Genomic DNA, 20,871 nt, shown 5'->3' on the forward strand with positions numbered 1-20,871 from the left:
ACGCATTATGTATCAACGACTGTCCCTGGTATTCATCGTCGTCGGCCTGGTCCTTCGCTTCTGGCACTTCCTGCGCTGCCCGTCAGTCTGGCACGATGAAGCGGCCTTGATCGTGAACGTTATCGATCTGGACTATCGCCAACTGCTCGGACCCCTGCTGCATCATGAAGCCGGCCCCCCCCTGTTTCTTTGGATCGAACACTTCATGGTGGAGATGTTTGGGGATAACATCTGGTCGCTGCGCTTTCCCTCCTTCCTGGTCAGTTGCCTATCGCTGGTTCTCTTCTGGGATCTTGCCCGAAGAACTTTAAGCGAACGGGCAGTACCTTGGGCCGTGTTTCTATTCGCACTCTCCGATCGGCTGCTCTGGCATGCCACGGAAGCCAAGCCATACGCCTTCGATGTGTTCGTGGCTGTGCTGCTCGCGCAAGGTTTCCTGCGCACCCGTAACTGGGCTATCACACCGCAGTGCCTGTTCTGGATTCCGATACTCCCTATCTGCATCTGGCTCTCCTATCCCGCTTGCTTTCTCAGTGGCGGTATTATCCTGGGTGTGTTCCTCCGCTCTTTCGATCCTTCCCAAAAAATCCATCTGTTGAAACTGCTTCGACAACCGGGCCTCTGGCTGCTGGTACTCGCCGTCGGCGTCAGCTTTCTGGCACTCGCGCTGGGCCCAGCGAAAGCACAACGCGATGGAGCTATGGAATCCTGCTGGACCAACCACTTCCCGAATTGGTCCAAGCCGTGGCGCTTTATCGACTGGACGATCTTCTCGACCTTCGAAGTCATCCGCTACAACGTCGTGACGCTCGGTATCGGACAGGCCTTCGTGGTGTTGCTGGCCGTCGGCGCCTACCACACCTGGAAAACTCGCAGCGAGAAAATCTGGCTGGTGGTACTGCTCAGCCCGATGCTGCTGGTCTATCTGGCCTCCTGCCTGCATAAATATCCGTTCGGCGGCTCGCGCGTCGAAGTCTTTCTGGCCCCCGCACTCATGTGGGTGATCGCCGCGGCCATACCACCCGCTTACGACTGGTTGAAAAATCGCGGTCGCTATCAGCCGCTTGTGCTCGCGGTCTTGCTTTGTGCGCCCGTGCTCCAAACCGGGTTTCGAGCGGCGGTCGACTGGCCGCGAGCCGATTGCGCCACCGCTTCCGACTATGTTTTGAATCATTGCGAAACTCATGAAGCCCTTTTGATCAACCACTGGGAGTTCGAATACTACCTGCGTAATGCGTCGAGCAAACCGATCTATCTGGAGAACCTGAAGGACCATCCCGAACAGTGCTGGGTGCTGATCGTCGGCGACAAATCGGAAGAGCGGGAACATGATATTTCGACCTGGATCAAAAATGCCTTAGTTTTGGAAAAGAAAGAGTTTTTCCGAGCGATTGTGCTTCGGGTTCGATTCGAAAGCGGGGCCGTGAGCGCCCCGTTATCGGCCGACTGAAACAGCTAGAGGATTCATCATGAGCATGGCCAAAGAGTTCAAAGATTTCATCAACCGCGGCAACGTGGTCGATCTGGCAGTCGGTATCGTGATGGGGGCGGCGTTCGGAGCCATCGTTAAATCATTCGTCGACGATATCATCATGCCTCCGATCGGCTCGATTATTAGTGGGGTCGATTTTAGTTCGTTGAAGATCCAACTCGGCGGACCAGACGGCAAAGCTTCGATCAAGTATGGAGCTTTTCTGCAAGCGATTATCAATTTTCTCATCATCGCTTTTTGTGTCTTCCAAGTTGTGAAAGTGATGAACAAGCTGAAGGGGCCGCCGCCGGCACCCAAGAAGCCTGAACCGACGCCGACGGAATTGCTTCTGACGGAAATTCGGGATGAACTGAAGAAGAAATAAACCCACCGGCCACTGCGGGAATCCCTTCGGTGCGCCTCCTCTGAAGAGTAAGCTACAATGTCCTCATGCGTTATTTCTCTGCCGCCACTCTGCTTTTCGTTGTCTACTTCCTGCTGATCCTGCTGGCGCTGCCGTCGCAGCCATTCAACGATCCCGGAGCCTTCTGGCACGTCCGGGTCGGCGAATGGATCTTCGAGCACCTGGCGTTTCCGCATACCGATCCCTTCACTTTTTCCTTTGCCGATAAGCCCTGGGTGCCCCAACAATGGGGCGCGGAATGTCTCATGGCTCTGCTCTCCCGCATGGGGGGAGCCGATGCACTTCTCGTAACCATGGCGGCTCTGATCGCCGGGCTGGGAGCCTGGATCAGCTCGCGCTTCATTGCCAGCGGCTGGCACCCGTTGCCGACCCTGCTGATCGTCGGCTTCGGTCTCAGCGTTTCTATGTTCCACTTTTACGCCCGGCCCCATCTGATCACCCTCGTTTTGATGGCCTACTTCATGTCGGTCATCGTCGATACCGAACGGGAACGAAACACCTACCGGCGCTGGTACCTGCTGTTGCCGCTTTCGGTACTTTGGACCAACTTACACGGCGGCGTCGTCGGCGGTCTGGCCACCCTGGTCGCGGCGCTCGGCGGCTGGTGCGTCTGGTCGATCCTGAAAAAGCCATCGCCGGTGAAGTCGGTTCGCATAGCGGGGATCTTCGCGGCTATCATTGGCGTCGGTTGTGCTTTGACGCTCGTGAATCCGTTCGGCCTGCAGATGCATCGCATCTGGTTTAGCCTGATCGATAGCAAAGTGCTCAAGGAAGTGATTACCGAGCATCAGCCCTTGAGCCTGCAGCGCTCGGAAGGGCAGGCGATTTTTGCCTTTGGCATCTTCTATCTGCTGATGCTTCTGGGTACGCTGCCGCGCTGGCCGCGAGTCTCCTGGTTGATTCCCATACTTTGGTTTGTGGGAGCTCTGACCTCGATTCGGCACGGCCCGATCTTTAGTGTGGTGGCCCTGGTCGGTCTGGCCGACCTGCTACCGGAAACGATCTGGTATCGCTATTTGAAGAAGCATGGCGATTCGTTGATACGAGAACCCTACGCGAATCTCTGGTCGATTCGCAGCCTGTTGATTCCCGGTCTTTTTGTCGGACTTTGCTTCGGCCTGGAGTCGGCCCGGGTGAAGGTGCCGCTCATCGGCGCGGGCTGGGCCTATTACAACCCGAAGAATATGCCGCTGGAACTGATCGAACCCTTGCAGCAGTACGCCGCGTCGCGGCCGGTGGGAACGCCGATTTTCAACGATGCCAATTTGGGGGGCTTCGTGCTCGGCTTTGCTCCTTCGTTAAAAATTTTCATGGATGACCGCTGCGAACTTTACGGCGATGCCTGGCTGCGAAAATATTTCCAGGTGCTGAATGAGACGCCGGAGGTCTTCGATGAATGGTCGCATAAGTGGAACTTTGAACGAGTGCTGATCGCTTTGCCGGAGAAGCCGGAGGAGACGACGCGTTTGGCTGAGTACCTGGCGCATCATGCGGAGTGGCGGGAGATTTTCCGGTGTCCGCTGGCCGTGATGTACGAGCGGAAAACACCTTAAGAACAGCTTTCATTTTTTCCGGGTTATCCTGTAAAGGTCATCAGATCATCATTTTTCACATAGTGGAAAACGTGATTTTGATGACCTTTGATGATTTCATGGGGAAAACGCCGTTTTTTGGCTTTCTTGGAGTGAGGACGGAAGCAAACCGATTTGACCGCAGAAGCCGTGGAGATGTGAGGATGGGTGAGTGCGGTTGTAGAAAAAAACATTTAACCACCGAGGACACCGAGATCACAGAGAGACTCCGTAAATGGGTGAGAGTGTTTGGATAGGGTGCCGAGGGTGGCCCATCGGCACAGGAGCGTAGATCAGAAACGTAACGGAAACCGTCTGGCGGCCAAGGTCTAGGCCATTGGCGTAGTAGTGCGGTTGTAGAAAAAAACATTTAACCACCGAGGACGCGGAGATCACTGAGCGACTCCGTAAATGGGTGAGAGTGTTTGGATAGGGTGCCGAGGGTTACCCATCGGCACAGGAGAGTAGATCAGAAAAGTAACGGGATCCGTCTGGCGGCCAAGGGCTAGGCCATTGGCATGGTAGCTTGGGTGCAAAGATCGCCGAAGAGATGATAACATAAGAATATGGCCTCCGTCCCAGAGTAAGTTGGAAGAAGCTATAAATGAGCCAGTTACGGGGCGGAACACTGGCTAATTAACATTCTCTCAAAAAGGCAGATGCGGTGGTAGGTTGGTGGTGGATCGGAGCGAAAGGGGCGTAAGGTGCGATTTTTGTAGTGAGTGGAATAGGGCATCGACTGGTTTTTGAGGCTAATTTTAACACGTTGTAACAAATCACTCGACCTGCACGCTTGGCCTGGATTAAATCCGGGGAAAATTGAGATCACATGCCGGGGCGTTTCTGATGTAAGATGACTGGAATTCTCAGAGGAATTCCAATTCGGAGAAATCTCAAAGTGCAGCGTGCCCCGATTGAAATAATCGATCCTTGGATGGCCCAACGAACACGCAATTATGCCTCCTTTCTATTGCTGGTGGTCGGGTATTCGTTTGCGTTCTTCGTTCTACTGGCCTCACGTGCCGATAATCAGGCAGAACTTCATTCACTTCTCTTTTATGACGTTCTTATCGGCGTGATGCTGACTACAGGTTGTCTGTTGCGAGTCGGCACTGACAAATTCAGCGTCATAATGCGATTTTCGGTTCGGCTGATGAAAATAGTGTTACTTGCAGGTCTTCCCCTGTTCGCTTTGATTTGGTTTCAGTACTCGGCCGCTAATATTCGTTGGCGAAGTCCCAATCAGAAAACAGAGTTTCAATTGAATGACTTGTTTTATCATGCTTTGGAAGAGTATAAAACCGACTGCGGAGACTATCCCAGCGAGAAGGAAGGGTTACGCGCTTTGGTAGAGAACCCTCAGGTGCGGGGTTGGAAAGGGCCGTACGCTCCCGAGGAATTCCTAAGAGATGGCTGGGGTCAGGAGATCCGGTATCAATTGAATTTGCAGGATGGTAAACCGATAGTCTGGTCGATTGGTGCCGATGGCCTGGATGGCACCAGTGATGACATAATTCGCCCCAGACTGGTGAAGCGGGATTAATATTCGTTGGCAGATTTGCTTTGTAGAGCCAGACGAGGATTGGAATTGTTTGAAAGTAGGGCATGTCGGCGGGGTGGCACTGGCAGCCAAACTAAATCAACGCAAGTCGTGATTGAGTAATAGTTTGGGTGGCACTGGTTAGGACTCGCGCCAAATTAAGTTACCGAATTCTTAGTACCTATGAGGGATGGATTTCATAGTTCCACTCGCCGTGAAATTCGTTTCGTTTGATATTGCACTCCGCCAGTTTTTCATCGCTCACTTTTCGGCCTTTTTCATTGGAATTTTCGTCGACCCAAACATGGACTTCCAACCCCGTTTCCGTCGTCGTCGCGGCTATCGATTCGACCACTACCTCCCAAGTTTCCAAAGGGACGCCCTGCCAATTCCGTGTAATGTGGCAAAACAACCGATGTTCGATCTTGTTCCACTTGCTCGTTCCGGGCGGATAATGACAAACCTCGATGATCAATCCCGTCTGATCCGCCCACCTCTGCAACTCCACTTTCCACAGACGGCACCGCGAGCTATTACTCCCTCCGCTGTCCGCCGTTACCAACAACCGTTTCGCACTCCCATAACGCTTGCGGCCCAATTTCTCCCACCAACGCCGAATCGCACCGACCGCAAACTCGGCCGTGTCGTGACTGATTCCTACCGACACTCCCGCCTCATTGCCGTGAATGTCGTAAACGCCGTACGGCACGATCTTGCCCAATTCCGGATCCGGAAAATCATGCGTCTTGACTTGCTGAGGAACCCCTTGAGGCCGATACGTTTTCCCCGGATTCTTCAGATTTCCCAGCGTTTCTTTCTTCTTGGTGTCAACCGAAATCGCTGGCTCTCCTCGACGCTGACGCGCTTTCACCCGATTGGATATATGGTGAAATTGGCCGTCCCGATCCGGATGCTGACGACCTTCCCGCGTTTTGCGATTGCCCTGCAAACTATACTTCATCTCAATCAGCAGACGACGCACTGAAGTCGCACTCACCTTGTAACCCTGCTTCTTCAGTTCAGAGGCCAGTCGATAAGTACTCTTGATCGTCCAACGCAAGGGATTCAGAGTCTGTTCCAAAAGCCTCTATTTCTGGACAATTTCTCAAGGATTTGTAGGGTTAGTTCCCGCTTTTGGAACAGACTCTCATCGGAGAACCCCGAACCGTTGGCTCGATCAGACGATTTAGAGCGTCCCGCAGGTCCGGTTGCGTTACCGTATGAGATTTGCGACCCCCGCCGCTTCGACGTTGACGAGAACCGGGAAGCGGATCGGGATCGTCGAGTTCCTTCAGGCCCGTTCGAATAGTGCGATCCGACAGGCCCGTGGCTAACGCCACGGCTGTGATCCCTCCATGCCCCAAGGCTCTCGATTCCACGGCCGCCCACCGTCGACGACCACGCTCATCTAAATCGTCGAACAGTACCATGTACTTCTCGCGAATCGCCTCTATAGTTGCTGCATCCTGCATCGCAGGATCTTAGCAGAATAAACTATAAGGATTCAAGACCAATTCGGTAACTTATTTTGGCGCGAGTCCTTACTTGCTGTTTTTGTTGATCTTCGTGAATTGTAGGACTCAATCCTCGTCCAATTTCCGGTTGTCACTGGCTAACCGCCAGTGCGTGGGAGAAAAAAGTGCCAGAGAATTGTCACTATCTCAGGGACAAATTCGAGCAGAAAGAACGCTTTATTGCAGAAACGCACTCGCAGATGGCCAGTGCCACTCAAACCGTTACTGGATAACGACATGCGCTGATTAAGAATGCTTGCCAGTGCCCCCCGCCGGGGCATGAATTCCTTCTGGGTTGAAATAGGGTGATTTGTTGTTGTAGGATGGGTGAGTTCTAAATGGCACTGTCAGATAGATAGTGCCACACAAGTCTAGATTTTACATCGACTTGCGTTTATTGAGATGGGGTGCCAGTGTCACCCGTCGTGATGTTAAGAACGTCAGCTCGCACATTATGATGTAATATGTACCAATTCGAACTCAATTAAAAGAGTCCTGCCATGTGGCTAATATCAATAACATTTATCGTGATAAGTTTCAGCAGTATGTTTTGTTTGTCAATTTTGAAAATATTGAAAATAATACCAAAGAAAAGGGCCTTCTGGTTACGACTCATCATCTTTATAGTCGTCTTCTTTTATCTGATTGTCATCAATATTCACAACAAGATTTATTATTTGCACAACCGGAGCTCATTTTTTGCCTGTCCCCAGTCGAATCTTGCCGTACTAGACCTTAAACCAGCGTAGTTTTTTGGGGAATTGTTTCGATTTATCGAAGAAAGCTCGAAATCCTTTTTGTTTTCTGCGGCGCGATGGCACTGGTAAGCTAACTAAATCAACTTAAGTCGTTATTGAGTAACAGTTTGGGTGGCACTGGTCACTTGCTGTTTTTGTTGATCTTTGCGAATTGTAGGACTCCATCCTCGTCCAATTTCCGTGTGGCACTGGCTAACTGCCAGTGCGTGGGAGAAAAAAGTGCCAGAGAATTGTCACCCTCTCAGGCACAAATTCGAGCAGGAAGAACGCTTTATTGTAGAAACGCACTCGCAGATGGCCAGTGCCACTCAAACCGTTACTGGATAACGACATGCGCTGATTAAGAATGCTTGCCAGTGCCACCCGCCGGGGCATGAATTCCTTCTGGGTTGAAATAGGGTGATTTGTTGTTGTAGGATGGGTGAGTTCTAAATGGCACTGTCAGATAGACAGTGCCACCCAAGTCTAGATTTTACATCGACTTGCGTTTATTGAGATGGGGTGCCAGTGTCACCCGTCGCAGATGGGGCAAGGGTTTACTGGCGGCTGGGTACAGATGGAAAAACCATAGAAATTCTCGGTAAGTCTTCGAAGGCGAATCAGGACAAAGTGATAGCCGAGGTGCTGGAGGTATTTGGCAAATGATTGATGATGAAACATTTACGTTTCGAATCATGGGCGGGCATGACGTTGGAGATGTCCATAATGACAACTTCGACATCGAAGTAATTATGGCAAACGGAGATCGTTACATTGGCACAACTTTTACGATAGCAAATATTGTGACAATCATGGAAAGGCATGAAAAGTCTGGAGAATCTTCAAAGGGTGCTTACTTCTGGGCAAGTGACATGCTGATCGTCAAGGATTTGCAATTTCACACCATCCATGCTGCGATTGCCGGGTTAATTGAAGAGGAGTTATTAGAGACGGCATTTAGCAAAGTCCCATCATGAACATCGATTGGCTCATGAGGCGACAGCGGTGCTGCCTCAGGGGCCGAAAGGGGATTTGGCGTAAAGTCCTGCCAATTCAGCAGCCGCCGCACCGCTTTCGCCCCATGAGCCAATCGATTTTCTTCGGAACTTCATCGCCGAAGCGAGGCAGGCTTCCTGCAACCGCAACACAGCCTTCTTGCTGCTGTGGTCGGATTTCGAGCTTGTTCGATTGCAGCAGGCAGTGCGGTGTGTGTCGTTCTTCAGGTGCTACGATGGATTCACTGACCGCTCAATTCCTGATGGCCTGCGAGCAGTTCGTGGGCGTCCGGCGACCGCTGGTGGAAGACCTCGCCTCCGCGCTCGACGTCCCTCCCCAGGAACTGTTCTACCTCTGGATGGAACGGCGGGGTGGCACTGGTAACCAAACAAAATGAACTTAAGTCGTTATTTAGTAACAGTTTAGGTGGAACTAGTCACTTGCTGTTTTTGTTGATCTTTGCGAATTGTAGGACTCAATCCTCGTCCAATTTCCGGGTGGCACTGGCTAACTGCCAGTGCGTGGGAGAAAAAAGTGCCAGAGAATTGTCACCCTCTCAGGCACAAACTCGAGCAGAAAGAACGATTTATCTCAAAATGGCACTGTCAGATAGACAGTGCCACGTGCGCCCGTGACTATTCGATACTAGCAGGGTGAGATTCCCTGTCGAAAGGAGGCTTGGCCTTTTGTACCCGAAGGTAACTGCGTCGCCGTGAGGCGGGGTGGGGAGCAACCCGAGGGGAGCATCTCGTCCGCAATAAAGTGAACTCGTTTCGGCGGGGTGGCACTGGTAACCTAACTAAATCAACGTAAGTCCTTATTAAGTAACAGTTTGGGTGGCACTGGCTATTGCCAGTGCCGTTTCGATATGACTCCCGCTTTCGGATCGAATTTGTTTCGGAGTTGGCGAAAAGTCTCTCTGATTTCTCTTTCTCAGGCACTGGCAGATAGCCAGTGGGATCCAAAACATTACCTGACAATGATTTACGGTGATTCTAAAGGGTTACCAGTGCAACCGCGGCTATAGTAAATATATAGTTCTTGACCTTTAATTATCTGTATTATATATAATAATATTTGGCTTTTTTGGGATTTTTTTATGAATACCTCAATTGCTTATCTTTATTCTGAAGCGAATTCCGAGGGGGACAATGTTTCTCAGAAGAAGTATGTCGATTTGACACACAAGGCGATCATTAATGCCTTCAAAAAATTTCCTTTGCCTCGTGAAGGACTCAAAAAAGAAAGGGCTGACTACTCGATAAATTTTTATTTGGTCTGGGAGAAGGGCAGGGAGACTTTTGAAGTGAATGGTCCATCTTATTCAAAGAAGTACAAATGTTGCGATTATAGTGTTTTTTTGCCGAACGAGCTTAGGGACGTAGTTGAGTATCTGGATGTTTTGTGTCAAGCAATTTTGTTGGTATTTCCTAATTATGATGTTGATAGATTTAAAAAGTGTTGCATGATCAAATCTGATGGATTGTGATGATGGGCTAAAGTAATTAAAGGTGAAACGATCTGTTGGGTTTTGGGCTTGTTAATATTGAATAGATTTGCGAGAAAACATTAATCCATAGATTTTCTGTATTAATTAAAAAATTCAGTTAATGATAATGCTGCGATTTCATATATTTTGCGAAGCGTCTTTGCCTTTCTGCCATCTATTCGTAAGATTTGGGTATTAGGAGATAATCCAATCTTCTTGTCGGCGGGTGGCACAGCCGAATCCGTCCCACATAATGTAATTCATTATCCTATAATGTTTTGGGTGACACTGGCAAGCTGCCAGTGCGCTATAGATCAGGCCTCTGAAATGGCTTCGAGCATCCTTCCAGTGGCTGCGTGGAACTAGAAATTCGTACTTTTAGATATTCCGTACCGCGCAAGACAAATCAGGTAACAGGTTAGAAGGAATGGCAGAAGTCGAACAATGCTACCCGCCGGCTCGTTTATGTGAAACATTAACCTTGGTAATATCTCCTCGAAGTTATCCTGCCTCCTGAACCGGAAAAACTCGATTTAATTCCTGCACCAGCAGATTATCCTCTCCGGCGGCGGCGCGGACGGCCTGAATGAACTTCGGCATATCCGACAGATAGAGGGGTATCCAGATTTCCTTCCAGCCCGATATGTTCTTCACAACCATGTACAGAAGTCCCGTTACACTTTGTCGACGAACCTGAGCGATATCGGACCATAAGATCGTTTGGTAGATCCCCAAAAAACTGTAACAGCGAATCCCGTCCACGCGAACGAACACCGGAAAGAGTATGACGGCGAGGCCGAACAGGCCGCCGAGACCCAGCGCCATTACAATCGAGGTGCCCAGTGGGGCCTCCACACCAGAGATGAACGCCAAAAAATAGGTGAACAGTCCGATTAGGCTACTAAACAAACTCGTCCATCGCCAAAGGCGCGCGAACGAGGATCGGAAGACGAGGGTTTCCATGTAATCACCTAGAGTCGTAATTTCGGGTCCTATTCGCAAGCCACAAAACTCGCGCAGCGATTGACAGAATCGATGCTGCTTACGGGATAAATCCTTTTTTCTAAAAGCATACTCACCGGCCATAGGCACACGCATTTTGCCCGCGCGATCTCGCCAAAATGAATTTACTCCCCAAATCTTATTGGTGCTTTTGTTGGGCGGGAGCGGGAGGAGAAGGCTTTCCAGGTTCTTTTGGGATTGGGGAAGTCGGATCGGCTGGCGGGGAAAGGATGGGAGCACCGGCAGCAGTGGTCTTGTCAGAAGGCACCCGAACCATCGCTTGAGCGAATTCGCCGTAGGTGCCAGCGAGGTCGCCGTAGAGCTTCCAGAGCTCCTTGAGATGTTGATTTACCTTTCGGGTAAGGTCACCGGCGGACCCGGACAGCAAGATGTATTCCGTGCCGAGTGGTAAGTTGTCCATGAGCGATCTCCAAAAAAGTGAGTTCAGTCACAGGCTGGGTTTAGATCCGATGTTCATGCAAATTCAATAATGCATTAACATCCTACGGAAGCGGTACACCTTACTCGTCTCTTCCGGAGCAAATCGGCAATCTAAAATTGCCCAGCCGCAGGGTAGCACGGGCGGGCAATTTTCCGTTACCGTAACCAATTTCCCCTTAGCCTCTCGAGTACCAGTCGCCATCTCCTAAGTTCAGCCGGTTGCATCCGCACTTTTTTCTTTTCTCAGAAAATGCTTGCGTTTGAATTTGCGTTAGAGTCTTTCTTCTTATCTTTTGCGCTTTTTGCGCAAACTTTTTGTGTATTTTATTAAATCGCGGTTTTGAGTTCTTTCGGGAACTCTTTGATGCGGATACGAACGGCCGCCGCCATCACCGCATTGCCTTTATCCGTCACATGATAGCGATGCGCCCGCGGGACTTTCCGAATCAATCCATGAGCGCGCAACCTTCCCAATTGTCGCGAGACTCGTTGCGTTTGCCGACGCCGTTCAGCGGCATCCCGGGCGGGCTCGTTCAACGCTTTCAGGATGTCGTGGTTGCGAAACCCATTGATGCGATTATCGCCGCATAAGACAGCCAGGAATAGCTTCTGTTCTTCGGCGTGCATCAAGTTCAAGCCGCGTCGCTTCCGGTTACCCAGAGAGACGGGTTGACTCAGTTGGTCGAGTTGACGCACGGTGACCGAAGGAGCGTCCACAACGGCCAAAGCCTCGAGATAGCGTCGATTCGAAGCGCGGGCGACTTCGAGGTAGCGATAGAAATTAGACACGCCTTTGTTCATGGGGCACCAGGCCATTTTTTCGACCCCTTTGCGGATGCATCGACGGCGGACGTGGAACTCGCCTGGCTGGTTGATTACTGTTTCAATGCGGAGAATCCGTTCGAATTTGTCGTACATTTTCAGCCAATTGCCTTTCATGCGGTGCTTGACGCGTGTGCCCGGTGCCCGTTTCTTGCGGCCCAGAGTAAGAATTTCTCCGTCGAATTGAGGATAGAGCTTGCGTCCCAGGAATTTCATAAGGTCGTCGGCAGAGAACTGTTGAATCGAGTGATCGACCAGACGCGGGTAAAGAGCTTGTAAGTCTTCACGACTTCGGAACAAAACGTCCGTGCTGTACTCGGCTTGATCGATCACCCAGTAGTATTGGCAGCGGTTCAGCCAGTCTTTTTTCAATAGCGGATTGGCCCGGCGGACCCAACGGTCGAGAATTTTGATCCAATTCAAATGGGCAAAGCGATCGGCCAGGCGTTGAGCGGCTTCGGGATTGTCGAGTTGAACGAAGGCATTATCGCTTTGAAGGAAGCCGATCTGCTTTTCGTTCATCTGGCGGGCCAGCCAGTCGTGACCGTTGACGTAGACTTGGACGCTGTAAGGAAAGAAGGTTTGGATGCGGACATGGATCAGTCCGAACTCGGGATCGAGAGAATAGAAATAGACGACGCGTTGCGGGCGAGACGTGAAGTACAATTCCGGTCGATCCTTGCCGGGACGCAGCTTGACGCCGCGACAGGTTTCCATGCAGCACAGCACGGCGACCAGTCCTTCCTTTAGACTGCGTTTGGCAATCTCCTCGCGGATGATCTGCTCTTTGGTGTGCTCCCCTTGGAGAAACCGATAAGGAGCACCGGCTTCGGCGGCGACTCGTTTGCCATGTTCCACCAGTTCTTCGGACAGACCTTCCAGGAAGGGAACGAAGTCTTTGCGACGCATGCCCAGTCCGCTATCGCAGAGACGGTGGAGATCTCCATTCTTGAAAAAGGGAAGATATCCTTTGAAAATCACGCGGTCGTGACATTCCAGAACGGATAGAATGGAATCGGCGAACTTCTTCGTAAATGAGTTGATCGTCGGCATGGCGTCGAGTCTCCAACGGTTGTGTGGTTACTTCCATTGGATAAACCGACGCCATGTTCGTTAATACCTAGGGTTGCGGGCATTGCCCGCGTTAAGATATACCATTTTTCCAGGGATTTATCGGGTGACTCCGAGAGGTCCTTCATCTTCTCGATTTTTGAACAAAACGAACCAGTTCGAAAGCCTTTAAGACTTTCGCATCCGCGATCTGGCGAAGCCAGCGACAACAAAAAACAAAGGCCCACGGTCTAAATGGGCGAATAACTTTCGCCGGAAGGTCCCGGTACCGAATCAATACCGGGCACGTTCGAAATGGAGGTGGAAATCGCGAATGAATGAAGAAATTTTGTGAAAGACGGGCTCGCCGAGTTGCGTTTTCGCAAATTCTTCTCGCTCAGAGTGTATCAGTACGGATCAGCGAAAGAGAGCGGCACATATCCAACCTCTCTCGGCCATATTTCTCATTCTTTGATCTTTTGTGCACCCAATAGGAGTGTTTCACATGCATGCGCTTGTACGCAAAAGTCGTTCGGGTTTCACCTTGATCGAATTGCTCGTGGTCATTGCTATCATTGCGATCCTGATCGGGTTACTATTGCCGGCCGTTCAAAAGGTTCGCGAAGCGGCGGCTCGCATGAGCTGCCAGAACAATTTGAAGCAGTTGGGCCTGGCACTCCACAATTATGCCGGCACCACCCCCAATAGTACGTTCCCCGCTTCTTACACCTTGGTCACCAGCCCGTCTCTCAATGGCATTGCCTGGGGAACTGTGATCCTGCCGTATATTGAACAGACCAATCTTTATAACGGCTACGACCAGACCAAGCCCGCTTTCCCGGCTCCATTCGGAAATCCCAAGAATATTGCAGTTATTTCAACTCCTTTGAAAACATTCATGTGTCCTTCGGTTCCGCTGGCTGCGAGCGATCGAGTTTACACCTACGACCTGAGTCAGGAAGCCAGTGCAGCTCTCGGTACTTCGATCCCAACCGGGGCTTTGCAGTTTACCGCGGCCGCTTCCGACTATACGGGCATCAGCGGTGTCCTCGGAAAGCTTTGGAATAACCTGACGGCGAACGGCTATCCCACTTCGGCCCATACCGATGACGAGGAAGGTGTCCTTGGGCCATCGAATCGTCCCTGTAGCATTCTGTCCATTACAGATGGTACTTCGAATACGATTTTGCTGGGCGAAGTGGCCGGGAAGCCGAACTTCTACATTCGTAACCAGCTACAGCCGATACCGCCGGCTCCTATCGGCCCTTCGCTCGAAGGCGGCGGCTGGGGCGATATTATGATCGGCGAAAACTGGCTTTCCGGGACCGATACCGGTTGCAAGACGCAATCCCCCACGAGCCTGGCTTCGGTGATCGGAATTTGCAATCGCCGGTTGAAAGGCGAGTCCTTGTCCGGTTTGTACAGCTTCCACACGGGGGTAGTGAACATTGGTATGGCCGATGGCTCGGTACGTACTCTTTCTTTTGGAACTGATCCCCTGGTGGTGATGCAACTTATCACCAAAGCGGGCGATGAAATCCCGACTGGTAACTATTAATCGACTTTTTACACTCCAGCGTTCGAGGGATTGATTCCCTCGGGCCGCTGCATTCTCTTTTTTGAAAGAACCTGGATTTCAAGGGACGAATCATGGTTCGCGCACTCCGGGTGGCCCGATTAGTCGGACTTTTCGCACTTGTTGTCATCTTGACTTCGGGGTGCGCTGGAGAGAATAAATCGGGATTGCCGCGCTATAAGGCTCATGGAAAGTTGTTGGTAAAGGGCAAGCCGCTCGAGGGGGTGCAGGTCGTACTTTTCAGTACCGATGCGGCCCGCGAAAAAGAGAATGAAGCGAACCATATCGCGAGACCTTCGGGGTTGACTGATGCCGAAGGCAACTTCACCTTGGGAATCAGTGGCGACGATAAAGGCGCTCCGGCCGGGGAGTACAAGGTGGTGCTGACTTATCATGCGCAGCGGGGGATGGGGAATACGCATACGGGAAGTAAGTTAGGCTCGGCGATTACCAGTCAGTATGGCAATCCGAAAACGACGCCATTTCAGGTGAAGATCGGCGAGGGGCCGGACAACGAGTTGCCGACGATCAAGGTGCCGTGAGGGAGGCGCCTTTAATTCAAACTACTCTACCTTCGAGTGCATGGGATCGCTTGGCAGCTTCCAAGAAAAGTTCTTGCCACGTACTTAGCAATGCCGATGCCGCTGGTCGCCTGGAGGGGTTAAGGTGAAGCATCGGAGTAATCAGTTCCATGAGGAGCGGTCCCATTCCACCTTCAATCTTGAAGTTATTCATCTGAATGGGATCCCTGAAGTTTTGCATCGGTTTCTGCGGGTTCTTTCCAGTGAACATCTCCACGAACACAATGCCAAGTTGAAAGATGTCGCTTTTCTCAGTGGGGACAGGTCCTCCTTTGAAGTAATTCACCAGATCCGGCGTTCGGTATCTTCGAGGCATCCGAGGCCCGAAGCTCGCTTTAATCCGATTCAAATCGCCTTTCGATGAGTCTTTGAGCCGCTTCATCAGGCCGAAATCGCCGAGAACGCAAGAGCCACCTTTGATAAAGATATTGGGTGGTTTTATGTCTCGATGTATTACTTGAATTTGGGGACGTGATAGATATTCCAGAGCAGAGAGTAACTGGATCGAGTACGCCATTTTGGCCATCATTCCGGGATTCATTCGGAGCGCGGTCGCGAGTGTGCTCGGTGGGTATTCGGCAACAACGAAGGGTAGCTTGTCGAGAAAGATCCCTTCATCGTATACTCGCATCACCGAGGGGTGGCTGCAGCTTTTTAGAAAGGCTACTTCTTGAAGAAAGTTATCTCGCCATTCGGGTTTCGATAATCGGCGAAAGAGTTTTAGGGCGAAAAGTTGGCCGCGGAATTCTCCGGAGCTGGCCAGTACCAAGTAGGTATTCGCGGTCCCGCCCTCTCCGAGCTTTTGCAACGTTCGATACTTGGTCGATAGGGAATCCAGGCTTGTGCCAAATTGCAGATCGAGACTCTCGTTCATTTCGGGCTTCTATTCGCATTAATCTGGGTTCCGGACATGAAAAAATGGCGAGTTGGGATTATCCAGGTTATATCCCCAGCCTAGTTTCTTGCTCGCAAACAAATCGTGCCAAGCATCCAAAACCCAATGCTGTATCTTGAGATCCGCATTCCATCGAATGCCAAGTTCATCGGCAATTTGTCGCATTACTACGCCTTCTTGCGCATAACCTGCCCCTTGTTCGGCTGCCCTTTTCGCATGTTCCCAAACTATCTTTTTGACATCCTGCTCCGCGATATTCTGCGTTATTTCCATTATTTTCCCTCATCGTCCTAGACTAGAATTCACTATTATCTTAACCTTCTGACAGCCTACAAACAATGCCGCAGGAGAATCGCAACTAGAAGCAACGGGGCAGTCGAACGAGTTGCCACGAGTGGGTATCGATTCGTCGCTACCCTGTTCGGCTAAGCTCAATTTTCGGCTGCAAAAAATGCAATGCGCCTGCTAGAAATCCTCTAACTACCGCTAGGCTATCCTCGCCTCAACCACTTCGTGGACAGTATGCCCCACTTACTTCTTCTCCCCCAACTCCTCAATAACAATATCCTTGTAATAGGCCTTGGCCTTGGCGCCGCCGTGGATCTGCAGGCCGATGATGCCGGTTCGCTCAATTTTCTCGTCTTTTTCCGTGTAATCGACTGTTAGTGTGTCATTCAGCCACAATCGAATGCGCGTCCCTTCGCAGCGTATGCGATAATCGTTCCAGTCATCGTATTTAATGATCTTCGCTCGCGTTGCGGCATCCGGGCCGGTCAGGATTTTGTTGCGTCGGGACTCGTCGTAGAGTGCTCCCCAGTAGTCCTGCCCGATGTCGGCCTGAAAGCCGCTCACTTCGTGGTTCATCGGGATTCGCTTGGTCCGAAACTGCACCCCGGCGTTGGCCTTGCTATGATCGCCGAGCAGCTTGAACTTCACTTTCAGTTCAAAGTCGGTGTAACTTTTGGTGGTGCAGAGGAATTCATTTCGGGGCACCGTCGTTTCCAGAGAGCCGCCGACGATTGAGCCTTCTTCGACCCGCCAGGTTTTCGCGGTGTCGCCTTCCCAGCCGGTGAGCGTTTTGCCGTCGAACAGCGATTTGGATTCACCCGCGGAGACTGAATTTGGAAGGATGAAGCAAGACGCTAAAAGAAGGAATCCTAGAAAAAAGTGTCTCATGGTATGGCCTATGTTGTTGAAATTAGAAGCGTTTTAGTTATAAGAAAATGGGCAATATCTTATAACAAGAAAAAATTATATAAACAGGTCGGTTGTACTGATGATTTACGCCCACTGCCGGGACGGCCGGGAGCGGAGCAGATTCGCTTCCTCATCGTTCACGAATTCTTCCTTCACTGGATCGATCTTCAATTTCCGCTTCAAGATCCAGGCGATGGCCGCGGCATGGCAAGCGATGTGCGATCTTCGCATGACATCCGGGTTAGCGGCGGTCGGTTTACGAGAGCGAATGCAATCGAAGAAGTTTCGCGAATGGGCGAAGACATCGAGGCCTACCGCTCGCTTGGACGCATCCGGGATCTCTTTCTGTAGCGATTCCGGTTTTACGACGATTTCACCCGAATCGCCCGTTTCCACCGAACCGGCGTCCCCTTCGAACCGAACCGGGCAGGTGCCCAGCCGGGTGATATAGTGCGGGGCGCGTTCCTTGAAAGGTTCTTTGAGGAAATCGATCACCAGTTTCACGCCGTTGGCGTAGTGGCAGATGATGTTCGTTTCGGAAGGTTCATACTCAATCGGCATCGTGTCGTCGGCCTGATTGGCCCACTGGCAGAGATCGATGGTGTGGGCTCCCCAATCGAGCAGTCGGGCCCCGGAGTCGAAGTCCCACTGGCCGCGCCATTTGCCGTCGCAGTACTGCTGATTGAAAGGTCGCCAGGCCGCCGGGCCTAGCCAGAGATTCCAATCGACGATCTTTTTGGCGGGGGTTGGCTGTGCGGGCAGCCAGTTGTTTTCGAGTGTGGGATAGTAGACCGAGGCGTGCATGGTGTGCAACTTGCCGATCTTCCCGGCGTGTACCAACTCCACGGCCTTCTGGAAATTGGGAACGCTACGACGCTGCGTGCCGGCCTGGAAAACTCGCTTCTCGCGGTGCATGGTCTCGGAAAGTTCCTGGCAGGCGGCGATGGTAATGCCACAGGGCTTTTCGCTGTAGACATCCTTGCCCGCCTTGGCGGCGAGAATGGAAGCAGCCGAGTGCCAGCGGTCGCCGGTAGCGATCAGCACGGCGTCAATATCCTTACGGCCGAGCAACTCGCGGAAGTCGTGATAGAGAATGCAATCCTGGTTGTTGTAGTATTGGTCGATTGTCTTCTTGCCGGATTCGCGTCGGCTGGCCTGCACTTCACAGAGGGCCACGCAGCGAACATCGGGCTGTTTGAGCATTGAGGGGAGCACGTAACTGCAACGCGGGCCGAAGCCAATGACGCCGAAAGTGATTTTCTCGTTCGCGGCCGTTTTGCCTTCGCGGCCGAGCACGCTGGCGGGTACGAATAGGGGAGCAGTCAACGCCACGGCGGCCGAGCGGCCGAGGAGTTCTCGCCGGGTGAGATTGGGTGTGGAGTTCATGATCGAATCCTCTAGGAGAGTTAGGGGTAACTGGTGTTACAGTCTGCGGATCATTGACAAGGCCGCTTGTCGGCGGGTGAGGATGTTTTAGGGAAAAGGGAAGTAATGGGACAATTGCCTCGAATGAGTGCTCAACTGAGAGAGTGTCTATACTCAGTTAGCCAGACACCAATCAAGATTCGTCAAATTGAACAGAAAAAGATTGAGTGAGAAACGCACCTGTAGCATGGGTCAGAGGCTTTCGCCGAGAGCGGTCGAATTTTCTGCCAACAATTCGGCCCGGCGGCTTTCGAGCTTGGCGATACGATTTTTAAAATTTCCGGCTAATCGTAAAGCCCAAAAGAAGGCTTGTACAAAACACCCAGTTATGATGACTGAGAATCCGAAAATAAGAAGCCAACGATCAATATTCCAGCGTATAGGGTTTTGCTCCCACCTGATCAGGATTGGAATTCCCAGAAAGGACCATGCGATATGCCGATTAGAGCGGCAGTCTTTCTCATCCTTTTTGATTTTGTTCAAGAGATAATCGACTTCCGCAAGGCTCTTCTGTTCTTCAATTCCAATAATGAACCATTTCGCTACAGGGACATAAGATTTAAGTAGTTGCACGAATTGTTCAGGATTTGAGCAGGAATCGTACCGAAAAGCCAGTGGATTCAGACGAGATTTGAACGCGATTCGAATTCTGACAAAATCTCGTCTCGAATGATCGAAACGTTGACATTCTATCTGAGTTATCTCGCTCCAGGGGATCAGGAGAGGTTTTTGTATCCATCGGCGATGCAGTATTCCTTGCTCATCAAATCGGGTTCGAAGTGCATTCGCTTCGTAAATCTCAATAAATTCCGCCTTCGGCACTTCACTTATCTGCCATAAAGAATCGATTCGTTTAATCAGAGGGATTCGTTCTTCCTCGGCTAGGAATTCCAGGTTTAATCTTCGAAATCCCAATGGTCGAGATGGGTCGAGAAAATCCGAATTACTTGGACGCTTTAAAGTTCCACTAGCGAATAAGTCCCAGGGCCAAAAATCCCACTGCAGCCAACGGCGACGACGAATGCCGCCAATTTCAATTTGAATCCGAGATGTTTGGACGAGAATATTCAAGCAAATGATGGGAAGTACAAAGAAGATCAATCCAACAAAATCCTTCCATTTTTGTCCCACACCAACGAGGTTCAACCAGGCAATGATGCCGATCGTTATCCCAGCACCAAAATCCGCATAATAAACTACCCTCCGCCATTCGGCAGCGGGGCGCAATTCGATAGTCTGTAGGTCTTCGTGCATGCTGAACGATTAAGTTCCGGGCTGAATATTTTCTGTCCGATACCAACGGCGATTGGACTTTGATGATGTTTTAGGGAATGAGGGCAGCTACTCTAGAATTTGGGAGCCTTCTTCCTCTGATCATATCTCACATACTTCCAGCTCGATTTTTTGAACACTTCATCGATCAGTTGAAAGATTCTTGGATCGTACTTGGCCAGCTTGTCGCGAGTATTGATATCGTTGTGATCGTGGTTATTCGAAGCGTTGCAATCGAAATAGGACTGCACCGTTTCTGCCCAGTATTCCTTGTGATTCGTCGCAGCATAGGTTTTCTTCCACAAGCCCTCCTCCAAGGCCGATTTGTAAATTCCCTTCAATTTATCGTCGAATTTGGGATCGATATAGTTCAAGCCCATCTCATGAATCACATGAGCGAATTCGTGCACGAGGATATTTTCGCCGTTGTAGCGGTCGCCCTTGAGGTTCAGCAGATTTTCTTCCCCGCAACTGACGGCCGGGCGGTGCAGCGTGGCCCCCAGTCCGCGTGCTCTTTTATCCCAGTAATCCTTGGGCGTTAAGTCGCTATGCTCCGGGATATCGGTGGTCTGCTCCTGGGGGGACATCACGGCCAGTCGAATCTTATTTTTGACGATGGCCTTGCGGATATCCGGCCGATCTTTCAGCATCTGATTCACGATATACTCAGCCTCTCGAAGCCCGGCGTCCGAGACATGTTCCGAACTGAGAATCGGCAGGCCGTGGCTATCGAGGTATTTCTTATAGAAGGGCGAGAGCTTCCACTCCTTGACGACTTCGGCCGGGGGCGGACCTATTTTTGATGGGGAATCTTCCAGATACGCGAAACTCCAGCTAACGAGAGATAGCGCCAAAAACATTAGACATC

At 51.1% G+C, this 20,871-nt stretch carries 19 protein-coding genes and 1 pseudogene; 9 read left to right on the top strand and 11 right to left on the bottom strand.

What is annotated here, in order from left to right; translation table 11 throughout:
• Positions 1-7: 7 nt before the first annotated feature.
• The 3 genes from KIH39_RS23805 to KIH39_RS23815 all read left to right on the top strand — a co-directional run bounded on the left by KIH39_RS23805 (position 8) and on the right by KIH39_RS23815 (position 3,448).
• Positions 8-1,450, top strand: coding sequence for a glycosyltransferase family 39 protein (locus tag KIH39_RS23805; protein ID WP_213496161.1), 1,443 nt, complete (start codon positions 8-10; stop codon positions 1,448-1,450).
• A 19-nt stretch (positions 1,451-1,469) separates the two neighbouring features.
• Positions 1,470-1,856 carry a large-conductance mechanosensitive channel protein MscL gene (gene mscL, locus KIH39_RS23810; RefSeq protein WP_246539416.1) on the top strand — a complete coding sequence of 129 codons (387 nt, stop codon included), beginning with the start codon at positions 1,470-1,472 and terminating at the stop codon, positions 1,854-1,856.
• 65 nt (positions 1,857-1,921) lie between these two features.
• Positions 1,922-3,448 (top strand): hypothetical protein, encoded by a 1,527-nt coding sequence (locus tag KIH39_RS23815; RefSeq protein ID WP_213496163.1) that lies wholly within the window; start codon positions 1,922-1,924, stop codon positions 3,446-3,448.
• A 23-nt stretch (positions 3,449-3,471) separates the two neighbouring features.
• On the opposite strand, the gene KIH39_RS23820 is transcribed toward KIH39_RS23815, so the two are convergent.
• Entirely contained in the window at positions 3,472-3,660 is a 189-nt protein-coding gene (locus tag KIH39_RS23820) for a hypothetical protein (protein ID WP_213496165.1), read from the bottom strand.
• Positions 3,661-4,400: 740 nt separating this feature from the next.
• On the opposite strand from KIH39_RS23820, the gene KIH39_RS23825 reads away from it, so the two are divergent.
• Positions 4,401-5,009 carry a type II secretion system protein GspG gene (locus tag KIH39_RS23825; protein WP_213496172.1) on the top strand — a complete coding sequence of 203 codons (609 nt, stop codon included), beginning with the start codon at positions 4,401-4,403 and terminating at the stop codon, positions 5,007-5,009.
• Between the two features lie 178 nt (positions 5,010-5,187).
• Here the strand turns inward: KIH39_RS23825 and KIH39_RS23830 are convergent.
• Positions 5,188-6,478, bottom strand: a pseudogene (locus tag KIH39_RS23830) (ISAzo13 family transposase).
• A 1,441-nt stretch (positions 6,479-7,919) separates the two neighbouring features.
• Between KIH39_RS23830 and KIH39_RS23835 the strand changes: the two are divergent.
• The 3 genes from KIH39_RS23835 (at position 7,920) to KIH39_RS23845 (ending at position 9,742) form a co-directional block, all read left to right on the top strand.
• Positions 7,920-8,234 carry a hypothetical protein gene (locus KIH39_RS23835; RefSeq protein ID WP_213496175.1) on the top strand — a complete coding sequence of 105 codons (315 nt, stop codon included), beginning with the start codon at positions 7,920-7,922 and terminating at the stop codon, positions 8,232-8,234.
• A 254-nt stretch (positions 8,235-8,488) separates the two neighbouring features.
• Entirely contained in the window at positions 8,489-8,650 is a 162-nt protein-coding gene (locus KIH39_RS23840; RefSeq protein ID WP_213496177.1) for a hypothetical protein, read from the top strand.
• 702 nt (positions 8,651-9,352) lie between these two features.
• The gene (locus tag KIH39_RS23845) at positions 9,353-9,742 is read left to right on the top strand and encodes a hypothetical protein (RefSeq protein ID WP_213496179.1); all 390 of its coding nucleotides are present in this window, start codon (positions 9,353-9,355) and stop codon (positions 9,740-9,742) included.
• Between the two features lie 501 nt (positions 9,743-10,243).
• On the opposite strand, the gene KIH39_RS23850 is transcribed toward KIH39_RS23845, so the two are convergent.
• The 3 genes from KIH39_RS23850 to KIH39_RS23860 form a co-directional block, all read right to left on the bottom strand.
• Positions 10,244-10,651: a hypothetical protein gene (locus KIH39_RS23850; RefSeq protein WP_213496182.1), complete on the bottom strand. Its 408-nt coding sequence runs from the start codon at positions 10,649-10,651 to the stop codon at positions 10,244-10,246.
• Positions 10,652-10,883: 232 nt separating this feature from the next.
• On the bottom strand, positions 10,884-11,165 hold the full coding sequence (locus KIH39_RS23855) for a hypothetical protein (protein WP_213496190.1): 282 nt from the start codon (positions 11,163-11,165) through the stop codon (positions 10,884-10,886).
• Positions 11,166-11,512: 347 nt separating this feature from the next.
• Complete coding sequence (locus tag KIH39_RS23860) at positions 11,513-13,060, bottom strand: hypothetical protein (RefSeq protein WP_213493862.1); 1,548 nt, start codon at positions 13,058-13,060, stop codon at positions 11,513-11,515.
• 502 nt (positions 13,061-13,562) lie between these two features.
• Here KIH39_RS23860 and KIH39_RS23865 point away from each other — a divergent pair.
• Positions 13,563-14,615 (top strand): DUF1559 domain-containing protein, encoded by a 1,053-nt coding sequence (locus KIH39_RS23865; protein ID WP_213496192.1) that lies wholly within the window; start codon positions 13,563-13,565, stop codon positions 14,613-14,615.
• Positions 14,616-14,707: 92 nt separating this feature from the next.
• The gene (locus tag KIH39_RS23870; RefSeq protein WP_213496194.1) at positions 14,708-15,175 is read left to right on the top strand and encodes a transthyretin-like family protein; all 468 of its coding nucleotides are present in this window, start codon (positions 14,708-14,710) and stop codon (positions 15,173-15,175) included.
• 16 nt (positions 15,176-15,191) lie between these two features.
• On the opposite strand, the gene KIH39_RS23875 is transcribed toward KIH39_RS23870, so the two are convergent.
• The 6 genes from KIH39_RS23875 to KIH39_RS23900 form a co-directional block, all read right to left on the bottom strand.
• Complete coding sequence (locus tag KIH39_RS23875; protein ID WP_213496197.1) at positions 15,192-16,088, bottom strand: protein kinase family protein; 897 nt, start codon at positions 16,086-16,088, stop codon at positions 15,192-15,194.
• Positions 16,089-16,106: 18 nt separating this feature from the next.
• Complete coding sequence (locus KIH39_RS23880; RefSeq protein WP_213496199.1) at positions 16,107-16,382, bottom strand: hypothetical protein; 276 nt, start codon at positions 16,380-16,382, stop codon at positions 16,107-16,109.
• Positions 16,383-16,640: 258 nt separating this feature from the next.
• Positions 16,641-17,285 carry a 3-keto-disaccharide hydrolase gene (locus KIH39_RS23885; protein ID WP_213496201.1) on the bottom strand — a complete coding sequence of 215 codons (645 nt, stop codon included), beginning with the start codon at positions 17,283-17,285 and terminating at the stop codon, positions 16,641-16,643.
• Positions 17,286-17,390: 105 nt separating this feature from the next.
• The gene (locus KIH39_RS23890) at positions 17,391-18,692 is read right to left on the bottom strand and encodes a Gfo/Idh/MocA family protein (RefSeq protein ID WP_213496203.1); all 1,302 of its coding nucleotides are present in this window, start codon (positions 18,690-18,692) and stop codon (positions 17,391-17,393) included.
• Between the two features lie 231 nt (positions 18,693-18,923).
• Positions 18,924-19,985, bottom strand: coding sequence for a hypothetical protein (locus KIH39_RS23895; RefSeq protein WP_213496205.1), 1,062 nt, complete (start codon positions 19,983-19,985; stop codon positions 18,924-18,926).
• Between the two features lie 92 nt (positions 19,986-20,077).
• A complete protein-coding gene (locus KIH39_RS23900; protein WP_213496207.1) occupies positions 20,078-20,863 on the bottom strand; it encodes an anthrax toxin lethal factor-related metalloendopeptidase in 786 nt (261 codons plus the stop codon).
• Positions 20,864-20,871: the final 8 nt, after the last annotated feature.

This window comes from Telmatocola sphagniphila (genome assembly GCF_018398935.1).
Classification (GTDB): Bacteria; Planctomycetota; Planctomycetia; order Gemmatales; family Gemmataceae; genus Telmatocola; species Telmatocola sphagniphila.

What these genes read in the sequence shown, in the direction of transcription:
- KIH39_RS23890 (WP_213496203.1), bottom strand. Translation starts at nt 18,692, where the DNA reads ATGAACTCCACACCCAATCTCACCCGGCGAGAACTCCTCGGCCGCTCG.
- KIH39_RS23875 (WP_213496197.1), bottom strand. Translation starts at nt 16,088, where the DNA reads ATGAACGAGAGTCTCGATCTGCAATTTGGCACAAGCCTGGATTCCCTA.
- KIH39_RS23870 (WP_213496194.1), top strand. Translation starts at nt 14,708, where the DNA reads ATGGTTCGCGCACTCCGGGTGGCCCGATTAGTCGGACTTTTCGCACTT.
- KIH39_RS23860 (WP_213493862.1), bottom strand. Translation starts at nt 13,060, where the DNA reads ATGCCGACGATCAACTCATTTACGAAGAAGTTCGCCGATTCCATTCTA.
- KIH39_RS23845 (WP_213496179.1), top strand. Translation starts at nt 9,353, where the DNA reads ATGAATACCTCAATTGCTTATCTTTATTCTGAAGCGAATTCCGAGGGG.
- KIH39_RS23865 (WP_213496192.1), top strand. Translation starts at nt 13,563, where the DNA reads ATGCATGCGCTTGTACGCAAAAGTCGTTCGGGTTTCACCTTGATCGAA.
- KIH39_RS23805 (WP_213496161.1), top strand. Translation starts at nt 8, where the DNA reads ATGTATCAACGACTGTCCCTGGTATTCATCGTCGTCGGCCTGGTCCTT.
- KIH39_RS23840 (WP_213496177.1), top strand. Translation starts at nt 8,489, where the DNA reads ATGGATTCACTGACCGCTCAATTCCTGATGGCCTGCGAGCAGTTCGTG.
- mscL (WP_246539416.1), top strand. Translation starts at nt 1,470, where the DNA reads ATGAGCATGGCCAAAGAGTTCAAAGATTTCATCAACCGCGGCAACGTG.
- KIH39_RS23855 (WP_213496190.1), bottom strand. Translation starts at nt 11,165, where the DNA reads ATGGACAACTTACCACTCGGCACGGAATACATCTTGCTGTCCGGGTCC.
- KIH39_RS23815 (WP_213496163.1), top strand. Translation starts at nt 1,922, where the DNA reads ATGCGTTATTTCTCTGCCGCCACTCTGCTTTTCGTTGTCTACTTCCTG.
- KIH39_RS23895 (WP_213496205.1), bottom strand. Translation starts at nt 19,985, where the DNA reads ATGCACGAAGACCTACAGACTATCGAATTGCGCCCCGCTGCCGAATGG.
- KIH39_RS23825 (WP_213496172.1), top strand. Translation starts at nt 4,401, where the DNA reads ATGGCCCAACGAACACGCAATTATGCCTCCTTTCTATTGCTGGTGGTC.
- KIH39_RS23820 (WP_213496165.1), bottom strand. Translation starts at nt 3,660, where the DNA reads ATGTTTTTTTCTACAACCGCACTCACCCATCCTCACATCTCCACGGCT.
- KIH39_RS23885 (WP_213496201.1), bottom strand. Translation starts at nt 17,285, where the DNA reads ATGAGACACTTTTTTCTAGGATTCCTTCTTTTAGCGTCTTGCTTCATC.
- KIH39_RS23880 (WP_213496199.1), bottom strand. Translation starts at nt 16,382, where the DNA reads ATGGAAATAACGCAGAATATCGCGGAGCAGGATGTCAAAAAGATAGTT.
- KIH39_RS23900 (WP_213496207.1), bottom strand. Translation starts at nt 20,863, where the DNA reads ATGTTTTTGGCGCTATCTCTCGTTAGCTGGAGTTTCGCGTATCTGGAA.
- KIH39_RS23835 (WP_213496175.1), top strand. Translation starts at nt 7,920, where the DNA reads ATGATTGATGATGAAACATTTACGTTTCGAATCATGGGCGGGCATGAC.